The sequence below is a fragment of the Paractinoplanes hotanensis genome (assembly GCF_023717965.1).
In the GTDB taxonomy this organism is placed as follows: domain Bacteria; phylum Actinomycetota; class Actinomycetes; order Mycobacteriales; family Micromonosporaceae; genus Actinoplanes; species Actinoplanes polyasparticus.
The window spans coordinates 1-11921 of record NZ_JAMQOL010000054.1 but is presented as its reverse complement, the minus strand read 5'-3'; the positions used below and the strand labels follow the sequence as shown (position 1 = coordinate 11921).

Genomic DNA, 11921 nt, shown 5'->3' with positions numbered 1-11921 from the left:
GCATGGACGTCACGCACGGTCAGTGCTGAGCAGGTTCCCACCACACCAGGTTGGCGGCCACCTGGGCCACCGGCTCGATGATCTCCCACGCCTCGGCTATCAGCCCGTCGTCGATCCGCCAGATGTCGACGACCGCAATCTCCGGTCCCGCGTCGGGAAGCCAGCGCCGCGAGTGCATCACGACGTGATCGCCGTCGGCCAGGACCTGATGGATCTCGACCTGCATGCCGGCGATCGGGCCCAGCGCGGCGCGGACGGCGGCGAGCCATTCGGCCTTGGTCATTGTGGTTGTACCCGGCCTGTGGTGGACGAAGTCATCACTCAGGAACAGTGCGAGTCCGTCGACGTCGCCCGTCTCGATCAGTCCTGCCAGCGCCCGTTGGACGATGCTCTTGTTCTCCGTGGTCATGGATGCAGTGTTTCCGTGGTCGCTCCGATTGTCGATGAACTCGGATTTCATGGCGTCCGGCGCAACGATGAGTACGCTCCATGATCGTGTACGCGGTCGGGGAACTCTTGCGTCAGTGGCGGCAGCGCCGGGGACTCAGCCAGCTGGATCTCGCGATCGCTGCGGACGTCTCGGCTCGCCACGTCAGCCTGGTCGAGACGGGTAAGTCCAAGCCGAGCGCCGACATGATCCTCCGACTCGCGGATCAGCTCCACGTGCCGCTGCGTGATCGCAACCGGCTGCTGCTCGCCGCCGGTTTCGCACCTCGATACGCCGAGCGTCCGCTCGACGACAATGCACTGTCAGCCGTCCACGACGCGGTCAGCAGGGTGCTCCGCGCGCACGAGCCCTATCCGGCAGTGGTCTTCGATCGCCGGTGGAACATCGTGATGACCAATCGCGCTGTCGACCCGTTCTTCGCACAGGTGGCTCCTGATCTGCTGCGGCCGCCGGTCAACCTGGTGCGGCTGGGCCTGGACCCGCGCGGGTTCGCTCGCATGGTCGTCAACCTGGCCGACGTGCGCGCAGTGTTCCGCACCCGGATCTCACGCCAGCTCGCCACCGCTCCCGACCCTGAACTCACCGCACTCTACGAAGAACTGCTGGCGCCCGAACCGGAGAATGCCTCGAGTCAACTGATCGAACCCGACGTCGTGATCCCGATGATCCTTCGCATCGGCGGACGAGAGCTGCGGCTGTTCTCGACCATCACCACATTCGGCACCCCGATGGACATCACGATCGACGAGATCGCGATCGAGTCCTACTACCCGGCAGACGCGGAGAGCGCCGCCTACTTCACGGAGCAGCGTCCTGTCATGCCGCCATGAGGAAGCCCTGGAGCCGACATAGGTCACGCTCGCCGCAACTTTCATACATGGTCGGCCGAGAGGCCGGACCGGCGCCAACCGATCGAAGGTCGACCTGTTCGCGGCGGTCCGACGGGATTCCCGCGCCGGCCTGTCCGTGCGTGGTCCGGCCCGCAAGTATCAGATCAGCCGCCGCACAGTCCGTGCGGCGCTGACGTCTGCGTGGCCGGCACCGCGCAAGCCGTTGCCGCCACGGCCCTCGAAGCTGGACCCGTTCAAGCCGGTCATCGCCCGCCGCTGTCACGGCACAGCGGAACCGCGGTGAACGGCCGAGCAACCGCGGCCCGGAAGCGCTGCGGCTCAGGCCGTATGCGAGGTGGTCGCCGCTGGACCGGCCGCTCTGCTGACGGTGCTGGAGGCGCCGCGTGGGCGTTGATGCTCATCGGGTCCCGGTCACGGGCAGGCGGGCCAGCCCGGTCATGAAGTCGTGCCGCCAGGTCAGTTCGCCGGCGGGGAGGGCGAGGCGGAGGTCGGGGAACCGTTGCAGCAGAGCGGTGAACGCCACTCGGGCCTCCAGCCGGGCCAGCGGGGCGCCGAGGCAGTAGTGCATGCCGTGCCCGAAGCCGAGATGCGGGTTCGGGTCGCGGTCCAGTCGCAGTTCGTCTGCGCCCGGGAACCGGCTCTCGTCGCGGTTCGCCTGGGCCAGGCTGATGTTGACCTGCGTGTCCGGGCGGAGGGTGTGGCCGGTCAGGTCGAACGTCTCGACGGCTCGCCGATTGCTCGTCGCGGCCACGGGCGGGTCGTACCGGACGAACTCTTCGATCGCGGCCGGGAGCAGGTGCGGCTCGGCGCGAAGGCGGTGCCATCGGCTGCGGTCTTCCAGGAGCCGGAACACCCCGTTGCCGATCAGATTTGCCGCGGTCTCGTGGCCCGCGATCAGCAGCAGGAACACCATCGAGCTCAGTTCGTCCTCGGAGAGCCGGTCCTCGCCGTCGCGGGCGGCGATCAGCTCACTGAGCAGGTGGTCGCCCGGGTGCGCGCGCAGCTCGGCGAGCAGGTCGCGGATGATCGTGAGCAGCCGGGTCAGATGCGCGGGCCAATCGGGCATGCGGTCCGGGCCGGCGGCCACGATCTCGGTCCAGGTACGGAACTCCCCGGCGTTGTCAGCGGGGAAGCCGATCAGGTCACAGAGGACCCGGGTGGCCAGCGGCCATGCGTACGCGTCGAGCAGATCGACCGTCTCCCGGCCCGCCATCGCGTCGAGCAACTCGCCGGCGATGCGCTCGATGTGCGGGCGCATTCCCTCGATGCGCTGGGCAGTGAAGGTGGCCGACACCAGCTGGCGCAGCCTGGTGTGGTCCGGTGGGTCAAGGAACATCATCTGGCGGGTCAGCCCGCTCTGCACGTCTGCCGGAATGCCGAGGTTCGTGAGGTTGAGGACCCTTGTCGTACGCCGCTCGGCCAGCGCCCGCTGGGCGGCGCCATGACCGGTGACCAGCACGACGGTCGTGCCGTCCGGCCCGGTGCTCTCCTGAATGCCGTCCACGGCACGCTCCCTTGTCAGTGCTCCCTGTCGGTGCTCGGTGCTCCAACCAGGAAAACAGCGCGCGGTGTCCTCGGCTGGTACAGGCGGGCCAGGCGGTGGAACGTCTCGGCCACAATGGCCGGATGACCGCACAAGGGGCACACGGCGAGCAGATCGACAACTGCGGCCCACCACCGGCGTATGCCACGGACACCGGCCCCGACGCCCGCGTGCGCACTCGTGACACCGTGGCCGGAGACGTGATCGTCACCGTCTTCCGAACCACGACCAGGCTGACGGTGCCCCGGTTGCCGGACACCGGCGGCATGCTCCGGCTGCACGTGGTGCGCGGAGGCGCCTGGACGTTGCGGTACGGCCGCGACGATGTCGCTCTCGGCCCGGGGCACGTGATGGTGCGCCGTTCGACCGGCCTGACCGGCTACGAGATGCTCCCGTACACGTGGGGCGCGACCATCGGGGTGCCGGCGGCGGCAATCGGCGGCGCCGCGGCCGAGCCGTTCATCGCCGCCGCCGGCGCCCCTGAGGTGCGTCTCCTGCTGGCGCACGCGAGCATGCTGCAGGACACGATCCGCGACCTCACCGAGACCGGCATCGAGGCGGCGCGCAACGCGCTGCTCGAGTTGTTCCACGCAGTGGTGCACCGCTACGTGGATCCCGGTGAGCCGGCCCTGGTGCCCGCGCTGGTCCGGGCCGCCCGCGAGCTCGCCGACCAGCGCCTCGCCCACCCGGAGCTGACACCGGGGCTCCTCGCGCGGGAACTCCACGTTTCCGTGCGCACCCTGAGCCGCGCCTTCGCCACCAGCGCGGAACCGGCCGCCGCCTACATCCGCCGCCGCCGGCTCGAGGAGGCCCGCCGAGATCTGGCCGCCGGGCGTACCGTCTCCGAGGTCGCGGCCCGCTGGCAGTTCGCCGACACCAGCCACTTCGTCCGCTCCTTCCGTAAACGCTACGACCGGACCCCGGCCGAGTACTCCCGGAGCCTCCGGTCACGAGTGCCGTAACGACTTCGCGGCGTCGGTCGGCGCGCTCGGTCCGGCTGCGGGCGGTGCCGCGAGACTTGCCGGAACGCTCGCCGTCCCCTTCGCGAACACCACGAGCGGCGCACCGCGATCGTGTCGTCCCACTTGATGGGCGAGACGGCGCCGTGATCGCCGTGGTCCGCGCGATCTTCAATCGTGCCACGGCCTACGTCGAAGCGAACCCACAAGCCGTCGCCACCGCTGTCGCCGTGCTGACGCCGACCACATCCTCTCGATGGAGTAGATCGACTCGTCATTGCGGAAGCGGGCCTGCCGGTCACCACGGTTGGCGTTCGGCCGCGTCGGCATGCGTCACGGAATGGTGTCGGCCCTCAATGGGTGCGTTTCAACTGGTGGTCGTTCGTCGCCAGGCGGTGGCCGCGATTTGGGTCGGGTCCCACGGGCTTGCCAACGGTGGGGTGTACGAGAGGTCGAGCTCGGCTATGTCGTCGACCGAGGCGCCGTAGCTGATGGCGGTGGCGTAGATGTCCACGCGTTTGGAGATCTCGGCGCCGCGGTGTCCCAGCAGCTGGGCGCCCAGCAGCCGTCCGGAGACGCGGTCGGCGGTGATGCGGATGCGAATGGGCGTCGAGCCGGGGTAGTAGGCCTTGTGGTCGTCGGCAAGGGTTTCCACGGTGACCGGGTCGAAGCCCGCCTGGCGAGCGGTTTGATCCCGCAGGCCGGTGCCGGCGGCGACCAGATCGAACACCTTGACCGCCTGGGTGCCCAGCGAGCCGGCGAAGCTGGCCTGGCCGCCGACCGCATTCAGACCAGCCACCCGGCCCTGCTTGTGAGCGGTGCTGCCGAGCGGCAGGTACACGTACTGGTCGAGCATCCGGTGGTAGGTGTGGACGCAATCACCGGCGGCGTAGACGTCCGGCACGTTGGTGCGCATCTGCCGGTCGACGGCGATGGCTCCACGCAGCCCGAGGTTCACGCCGGCGGCGGCGGCGAGAGCCGTGTCGGGCCGGACACCGGTGACGATCAGAACGATGTCGGCGGAGTGTTCGCCGGCCTCGGTCTCGACGACCAGGCCCGCCGGCCCGGTGCGGACGGTGTGAACTTTGGTGCTGTGGCAGACGGTCACGCCGCGCTCGCCGAGGTGCTGCTCGAGGTGGGTCGCCAGTTCGGCGTCGATGGTGGGCATGACCTGGTCGAGCTGTTCGAGCACAGTGACCTGAAGGCCGCGGGTGGCCAGGGCTTCGGCCATCTCGAGGCCGATGTAGCCGGCGCCGACGATGACGGCGGTGCGGGCTTGACGTTGCTGCAGCGAGTTCTGGACGTCGAACATGTCGCCCATGGAGTGCAGGACGTGCACGCCATCGGTCCAGCCGAGTTCGTCCAGACCGTTGATCGGCGGGATGGTCGGTACGGCGCCGGTGCCGATGACAAGTTTGTCGTACTCGAAGGTTGTCGTCGCGGCGGTGATGGTGTGGGCTTGCGGGTCGATGGCGGTGACCCGGTGGTTGAGGCGCAAATTCAGGCCGGCGGCTTCGAGGTCGGCGGTGGTGCGATGGGCAAGCTGGCGCCAGTCCGGAACGTCGCCGGAGACGTGATACGGGATGCCGCAGATGCTGAAGTTCGGGTACGTGTCGGCGACCAGCAGGGTCACCTCGGTGGCGGGGTCTTGTTCGCGGGCGGCGAGTCCGGCGCTGATGCCGGCGTCGCTCCCGCCGATGACGAGCAGTCGCACAGTCAGCCTTTCGCGGCGGGAATCCCGAGCTGGTCGATCAGGGTGCGGACGCGGCGTTCGAGGTCGTCGCGGATCGGGCGGACGGCGTCCACGTCGAGCCCGGCCGGGTCGTCGAGCTCCCAGTTCTCATACCGGGTGCCGGGGAAGACCGGGCAGGCGTCGCCGCAGCCCATGGTGACGACGACGTCGGCGGCGCGGACGACCTCGTCGGTCCACGGCTTGGGGTACTCGCCGGTGATGTCGATACCACGTTCGGCCATGGCGGCGATCGCGGCGGCGTTGATCTCATGGCCGGGTTCGGATCCGCCGGACCAGGCGACGGCCTGGTCGCCGGCGAAGTGAGCGAAGAAGCCGAGGGCCATTTGCGAGCGACCGGCGTTGTGGGTGCACAGGAACAGCACGACCGGCTTGCCGTCGCGGTGGTGTCCTTCCACCCGGGCCAGGGCTTGGAGGCGCTGGCGGGCGAACCGCTCGGCGAGCAGCGGCAGGAAATTCGGCACGCAGCTGATGGACGCGAACTGGTCGTAACTGCTGTGCAGGAACCGTTCAATGGTCTCGGGGCCGTAGAGGCCGGTGAACTCGCGGCCGAGGTTGCCGGCGGCGGTGCGCAGGGCGACCTGCTGGTCGATGGACAGGTCGCGGTGCTCGTAGGGCAGGACGAAGTCGGTCATCGCTGATCTCCGTAGTGATGTGTAGGGCGGCCGGCAGCCGCATCGCTATTAGATACCTCAGCTTTAGTTGAGTCAACTTCCACTGAACTTTGCCGATCGGCACGAATTCGCTCCGTGGATTTGCGAGGACTCGGCGCCGGACGGAGCTCGTCCAGGGTCCCAGGCGGGGGTTGCGCCTCCCAAGGCGATTCAGGAATGCTTGAGTCAACATGCGTTGAGGCATATGGGGAGCGGGTGGTGCGCCAGGGGGGTGGTACCCAACGCCAAGTTGAACCGCAAAAGTGAACTAAGAATGAACCAGTGGCGTCGCGAGGTGAAGAAAAATGCGTAGTGAGCTGCGCAAATAAAGAGCCGTTTATGTTCACCGCACGTTCACCTTGCATATGGGTCGGGCTCACATAAGCCGTCTTTTATGAGCGGCGTCGGCGGTCGTCGCCGGCTTCATGGCAACGCCCGGCAGCCCCGGTTGCCGGCCTGTTCGCAGAGGACTGAACGTGATCAAGACGGTGCGTGGGCGGCTGACCGCCCTGACTGCCGCGCTGTTCCTGACGGCGGCCCTCACCGCCTGCGGCAGCGACAATCCATCAACAGACTCCGGCGGCGACACCGCCGAACAACTTTCCGGAGAGGTCAAGGTCGACGGTTCCAGCACGGTCGGCCCGCTGAGCAAGGCCGCAGCCGACCTCTACGCGGAGGAACAGGCCAAGGTCAACGTCACGGTCGGCACCTCCGGCACCGGTGGCGGGTTCAAGAAGTTCTGCGTCGGCGAGACCGACGTTTCCGACGCGTCCCGGCCGATCAAGGACAGCGAGAAGGCCGAATGCGACGCCAAGGGCGTCAAGTACGCCGAGTTGATCGTAGCCAACGACGCCCTGTCCGTGGTGGTCAACAAGGAGAACACCTGGACGGACTGCCTCACGGTCGCCCAGCTCAAGAAGATCTGGGAACCGAAATCCAAGGTCGCGAACTGGAACCAGGTCGACCCGTCGTTCCCCAACGAGCCGATGAAGCTGTTCGGTGCGGGCACCGACTCGGGCACGTTCGACTACTTCACCGACGAGATCAACGGTGAAGAGGGCGCCAGCCGCACCGACTACACCCCGACCGAGGACGACAACGTCACCGTGCAGGGCGTCACCGGTTCCAAAGGCGGCCTCGGCTACTTCGGCTTCACCTACTACGAGGAGAACGCCGACAAGCTCAAGCTGGTCAAGGTCGACGGTGGCGGCGGCTGCGTCGAGCCGAGCGTCGCCACCGCCCAGGACGGCAGCTACAAGCCGCTGTCGCGGCCGTTGTTCGTCTACGTCTCCGGTGCATCCCTGGCCAAGCCGCAGGTGAAGGACTTCGTCGACTTCTACATCCAGAACATCGACGAGGTCGTCAAGGAAGCCAAGTATGTTCCGCTGACCGCCGAGCAGAAGACCACGTTGGCCGCCGAGTTCGCCGAGCTGCAGAAGAGCTGATCAGCTGTGGTTGCGGATACCTCCCGCAGTGACGTCCCCGCCGCCGGTGTGCGGCGGGGACGGTCCCGCCCGGGCGAGCGCCTCATCGAAACCCTGCTCATCGTGGCGGCAGTGGTCTCGGTCGCGACCACGATCGGCATCGTGGCGTCGCTGTTCATCCCCACCGTGGAGTTCTTCGGCCAGGTGAGCATCGTCGAGTTCTTCACCAAGACGATGTGGACGCCGCTGTTCGCCGACAAGCACTACGGCGTGCTGCCGCTGCTGGTCGCCACGCTGTGGGTCACGGCGATCGCCATCGTCATCGCGGTGCCGCTGGGCATCGGCGCCGCCATCTACCTGTCGGAGTACGCCCGCACCGGTACCCGCAAGGTCCTCAAGCCCGTCCTGGAGATCCTCGCCGGCATCCCGACGGTGGTGTACGGCTTCTTCGCCCTGACCTTCCTCAACCCGATCCTGATCGACTGGTGGCCGACCGCGGACAAGCCGGAGTTCCAGAACCTGCTCGTCGCCGGGATCGCCATGGGCATCATGATCGTGCCGACCGTGGCCAGCCTGTCCGAGGACGCGATGAGCGCCGTCCCACGATCGCTGCGTGAGGGCGCCTACGCCTTGGCGTCGACGAAGATGCAGGTCTCCACCCGCGTCGTCGTCCCGGCCGCACTGTCCGGCATCGTCGCCGCGATCGTGCTCGGCTTCTCCCGTGCACTGGGCGAGACGCTGATCGTCACCATCGCCGCCGGCCTCAAGACCGCGGACGTGCCGACCTCACCCATCCAGGGCGCGGCCACGATGACCAGCTACATCGCCGGCGCCGGCCAGGGCGACCTGCCGGTCGACTCCCTGGAGTACCTGACGATCTTCGCGGTCGGCGCGACCCTGTTCGTCTTCACGTTCGGGCTCAACGTCCTGTCCATCCGCCTGGTGCGCAAGTTCCGCGAGGTGTACGAATGACCGCCGCTGCCGCCGCCCGCGAAGCCGTCGCCGCTCCATCGCCACCGCTCACCCAGCGACGGATCCGGCCCGGCGAGATCCTGTTCCGGCTCGCCCTGCAGCTCTGCCTGCTGATCGCGTTCGCGTTTCTCGTGGCGTTGGTCGTCTTCGCCGTCTACAAGGGCTGGAATCGGCTCGACGCCCGGTTGTGGCAGCAGATGCCTACCGGCCGGGCCTCGCGCGTCGAGAGCGCCGGCGTGCAATCCGCCATCACCGGCACGCTGTGGGTCATCGCGCTGACCGCGCTGATCAGCCTGCCCACCGGCATCGCCTCGGCGATCTACATGGAGGAGTACGCCGACAACACCCGCTGGTACAACCGGCTGCTGGAACTGAACATCCAGAACCTGGCCGGCGTGCCGTCGATCGTGTTCGGCATCCTCGGCCTCGGCCTCATCGCCCGGGTGATCGGGCTCGGTTTCACGGTCATCACCGCCGCGATCGTGCTGTCCCTGCTGGTGCTGCCGACCGTCATCATCGCCAGCCGCGAAGCCCTGCGCGCCGTGCCGCAATCGATCCGTCAGGCCTCGTACGCCCTGGGCGCCACCCGCTGGCAGACCACCGCCCGGCAGGTGCTCCCGGCCGCGATCCCTGGTATGGCCACCGGTGCGATCCTCGCGCTGTCACGGGCGCTCGGCGAGGCCGCGCCGCTGATCCTGCTTGGGGCGGTCACCTTCATCCGCTTCAACCCCGACAGTCTGTTGTCGACCTACACCACCCTGCCGATCCAGATCTACAACCTGATCAAGGAACCACAGGCCGAGTTCCAGGAGTTGGCCGCGGCCGCCATCGTGCTGCTGCTGGGCATCCTGCTGCTGATGAACTCCGCCGCCATCGTCATCCGCAACAAGTTCCAGAAGCGCTGGTGAGCACGCCATGACCACCCCCGACCCGAAGGACGCCGCCATGACCCACCCGGCCCCGCCCTTGATCACCACCGCTGTGCGTTTGTCAGCCGACGACGGCGTCGCCCACGAACCGGTGCTGACGCTCAAGGACATCTCTGTCTTCTACGGCGACTACGAAGCGGTCCGCGGCGTCGACATGGCCATGGCCGGCAACCAGATCACCGCGCTCATCGGCCCGTCCGGCTGCGGCAAGTCGACCGTGCTGCGCTCACTCAACCGGATGAACGACCTCATCCCCGGCGCCCGCGTCGCCGGAACCATCGCCTACCACGGCCAGAGCCTCTACGCCCGCGAGGTCGACCCGATCGAACTGCGCCGCCGCATCGGCATGGTCTTTCAGAAACCCAATCCGTTCCCCAAATCCATCTACGACAACATCGCGTACGGGCCCCGAGTCACCGGCATGAAGGTGACGAACATGAACGACCTCGTCGAGCAGGCGCTGCGCGACGCCGCCCTGTGGGACGAGGTCAAGGACAAACTCAAACAGTCCGCGCTCGCGCTGTCCGGCGGCCAGCAGCAACGGCTGTGCATCGCCCGGACCATTGCCGTGCGCCCCGAGGTGATCCTCATGGACGAGCCCTGCTCAGCGCTCGACCCGATCGCCACCGGCAAGATCGAAGACCTCATGATCAACCTCGCCGCCGACTACACGATCGTGATCGTCACCCACAACATGCAACAGGCGGCCCGGGTGTCGCACCGCACGGCCTTCTTCACCGCCGAGGTCGACGAGGCCGGTGTCCGCCATGGCCGGCTGGTCGAGTACGAGGCCACCAACAAGCTGTTCACCAACCCCAACCACAAGCAGACCGAGGACTACATCACCGGCCGTTTCGGCTGAGATGCAAGCCTCGTACGCGGTGAAGGCCACGATGCCGACCGAGCCGATCAATCCTCCCGAGTGCCGGCCGACGGCTGCCCGCATCAACCGCACCCGCTTCCTGCTGATCATCCTCGACCCCGACCGGGAGAGTGCCGAGCAACTCGCCGACTCCCTGCATGAACGCCAGATCGACGCGATCGTCATCACCGATCCCGCCGAAGCGCTCCTGGAAGTCGGTGTATTGCAGCCGGACGCCGTGCTGACCGCCGCCCACGTCCCCCCGATGACCGGATCGGCGATCGCCCGTGCCCTCTACACCAAGGCCTGCATTCCGACGCTGGTCGCCGTCGGCCCGAATGACGGCGACCAGGTCGCTCAGGCCCTGGCCGCCGGCGCACGGGCCTGCGTCTCACGTCCCTACCGAACTTTCGACATTCTGCAGCTACTGCAGGCGATCTCCCCGGAGACGGCAACGGAGTTCCAGGCTGTGCTCGAGGTGGGGGCGCTGCGTCTCGATCCGTCCCGCTTCGAGGTGCGTCTGGGCGATGCTTTGATCACCATGCCGTTACGCGAGTTCCAGCTCCTGCAATTGATGATGCAGAACGCCGGGCGTGTACTGACCCGCCAGCAGATCCATCAGCTCATCTGGCACCGGGGTGAGGAGTCCTCGAACACCCTCAACGTGCACGTCCGCCGCATTCGCGCCCGCCTCGGCGACGACCCCAAGCATCCCAGCATCCTGGTGTCGGTGCGCGGCCTCGGCTACCGCCTCGATCCGCCGTGACCAGGCCAACGCGTTGTTCACTTTCCCGTCATTCGACGGTCCCTGAGCGCTTCCTAAGCTTGGATCATGCCTGCCGCCCGAACCCGCCCGGTGAATCCGGCCGATTGTGCCGCCGATCCGGCTGGGCCGCCGCTGGCCCGCGTCGACGCTGAACAGCTCGCCCGGCTCTTCAAGGCCCTCTCCGACCCGACCCGTCTGCAGATCCTGTCGGTGATCGAGGCCTCCACCACGGGTGAGGCATGTGTGTGCGACCTGACCGAGCCGTTCAGCATGACGCAGCCGGCCATCAGCCACCACTTGCGCACCCTCGTCGACGCCGGGCTGCTCAACCGCGACAAGCGTGGCAGCTGGGCCTGGTACTCCCTCGTGCCCGACCGGGTCGCCTTCGTACGGGATCTTCTCCCCGGTTCGGCTTCGCAGCGTGCCGCGGCCTGAGGATCCGGTTCCCCTCGATAGTCCGCGCGCGAACCCGGACCCGGCGGCGGCAGACGCAATGGAATGCCGTGCTGGTCGGACACCGCGAATGACATTCGGCGAACGTACTCAGCATCGGGCTTGTTGTTGCTGAGCGACTCCGCTGTGCACCAGCGAGGGCGCCGGGTCGTGGTCACGAGCCGTCGGCACGGCACCGATGGCCGCGGCGCACCTCAGCCGGCTCCCTGCACGTGCGGGATGTATTCGTCAGATCTCGACGAATGAGGCGATGAAACGCTCGGCGTCCAGGGCCGCGGCGGTGCCGGTGCCGGCGGCGGTGATGGCTTGGC

12 protein-coding genes are annotated in these 11921 nt (G+C 67.7%); 8 read left to right on the top strand and 4 right to left on the bottom strand.

The features are described 5' to 3' along the window. Positions 1 to 19: 19 nt before the first annotated feature. A complete protein-coding gene (locus tag LXN57_RS36460; protein ID WP_251802780.1) occupies positions 20 to 409 on the bottom strand; it encodes a nuclear transport factor 2 family protein in 390 nt (129 codons plus the stop codon). 80 nt (positions 410 to 489) lie between these two features. Here LXN57_RS36460 and LXN57_RS36455 point away from each other — a divergent pair, with 80 nt between their 5' ends. Beyond that, a complete protein-coding gene (locus tag LXN57_RS36455; protein ID WP_251802779.1) occupies positions 490 to 1278 on the top strand; it encodes a helix-turn-helix domain-containing protein in 789 nt (262 codons plus the stop codon). 418 nt (positions 1279 to 1696) lie between these two features. Here the strand turns inward: LXN57_RS36455 and LXN57_RS36450 are convergent, their stop codons facing one another. Next, a complete protein-coding gene (locus LXN57_RS36450; protein ID WP_251802778.1) occupies positions 1697 to 2803 on the bottom strand; it encodes a cytochrome P450 family protein in 1107 nt (368 codons plus the stop codon). Positions 2804 to 2925: 122 nt separating this feature from the next. On the opposite strand from LXN57_RS36450, the gene LXN57_RS36445 reads away from it, so the two are divergent. Then, positions 2926 to 3804 carry a helix-turn-helix domain-containing protein gene (locus tag LXN57_RS36445; protein ID WP_251802777.1) on the top strand — a complete coding sequence of 293 codons (879 nt, stop codon included), beginning with the start codon at positions 2926 to 2928 and terminating at the stop codon, positions 3802 to 3804. A 364-nt stretch (positions 3805 to 4168) separates the two neighbouring features. On the opposite strand, the gene LXN57_RS36440 is transcribed toward LXN57_RS36445, so the two are convergent. Together LXN57_RS36440 and LXN57_RS36435 are read right to left on the bottom strand one after the other, a co-directional pair. Next, positions 4169 to 5515, bottom strand: a complete 1347-nt coding sequence (locus LXN57_RS36440) for an FAD-dependent oxidoreductase (RefSeq protein WP_251802776.1) — start codon at positions 5513 to 5515, stop codon at positions 4169 to 4171. 2 nt (positions 5516 to 5517) lie between these two features. After that, entirely contained in the window at positions 5518 to 6186 is a 669-nt protein-coding gene (locus tag LXN57_RS36435) for an arsenate reductase ArsC (RefSeq protein WP_251802775.1), read from the bottom strand. Positions 6187 to 6683: 497 nt separating this feature from the next. On the opposite strand from LXN57_RS36435, the gene LXN57_RS36430 reads away from it, so the two are divergent. From LXN57_RS36430 to LXN57_RS36405, 6 genes are all read left to right on the top strand, one after another. Next, positions 6684 to 7649: a PstS family phosphate ABC transporter substrate-binding protein gene (locus LXN57_RS36430; protein ID WP_438872962.1), complete on the top strand. Its 966-nt coding sequence runs from the start codon at positions 6684 to 6686 to the stop codon at positions 7647 to 7649. Positions 7650 to 7655: 6 nt separating this feature from the next. Further along, positions 7656 to 8600, top strand: coding sequence for a phosphate ABC transporter permease subunit PstC (gene pstC / locus LXN57_RS36425; protein ID WP_251802773.1), 945 nt, complete (start codon positions 7656 to 7658; stop codon positions 8598 to 8600). Continuing rightward, positions 8597 to 9508, top strand: a complete 912-nt coding sequence (gene pstA, locus LXN57_RS36420; protein WP_251802772.1) for a phosphate ABC transporter permease PstA — start codon at positions 8597 to 8599, stop codon at positions 9506 to 9508. The genes pstC and pstA overlap by 4 nt, the downstream gene beginning before the upstream one ends. Positions 9509 to 9515: 7 nt before the next feature. Then, positions 9516 to 10391 (top strand): phosphate ABC transporter ATP-binding protein PstB, encoded by an 876-nt coding sequence (gene pstB / locus LXN57_RS36415; RefSeq protein ID WP_251802771.1) that lies wholly within the window; start codon positions 9516 to 9518, stop codon positions 10389 to 10391. Positions 10392 to 10422: 31 nt separating this feature from the next. Continuing rightward, positions 10423 to 11157 (top strand): winged helix-turn-helix transcriptional regulator, encoded by a 735-nt coding sequence (locus LXN57_RS36410; protein WP_251802770.1) that lies wholly within the window; start codon positions 10423 to 10425, stop codon positions 11155 to 11157. 66 nt (positions 11158 to 11223) lie between these two features. Then, entirely contained in the window at positions 11224 to 11592 is a 369-nt protein-coding gene (locus LXN57_RS36405) for an ArsR/SmtB family transcription factor (protein WP_251802769.1), read from the top strand. The last annotated feature ends 329 nt before the right edge of the window (positions 11593 to 11921 follow it).

Coding starts and splice junctions, on each gene's coding strand:
- LXN57_RS36455 (WP_251802779.1), top strand. CDS start 490: ATGATCGTGTACGCGGTCGGGGAACTCTTGCGTCAGTGGCGGCAGCGC.
- LXN57_RS36435 (WP_251802775.1), bottom strand. CDS start 6,186: ATGACCGACTTCGTCCTGCCCTACGAGCACCGCGACCTGTCCATCGAC.
- LXN57_RS36410 (WP_251802770.1), top strand. CDS start 10,423: ATGCCGACCGAGCCGATCAATCCTCCCGAGTGCCGGCCGACGGCTGCC.
- LXN57_RS36445 (WP_251802777.1), top strand. CDS start 2,926: ATGACCGCACAAGGGGCACACGGCGAGCAGATCGACAACTGCGGCCCA.
- LXN57_RS36405 (WP_251802769.1), top strand. CDS start 11,224: ATGCCTGCCGCCCGAACCCGCCCGGTGAATCCGGCCGATTGTGCCGCC.
- pstA (WP_251802772.1), top strand. CDS start 8,597: ATGACCGCCGCTGCCGCCGCCCGCGAAGCCGTCGCCGCTCCATCGCCA.
- LXN57_RS36460 (WP_251802780.1), bottom strand. CDS start 409: ATGACCACGGAGAACAAGAGCATCGTCCAACGGGCGCTGGCAGGACTG.
- pstB (WP_251802771.1), top strand. CDS start 9,516: ATGACCACCCCCGACCCGAAGGACGCCGCCATGACCCACCCGGCCCCG.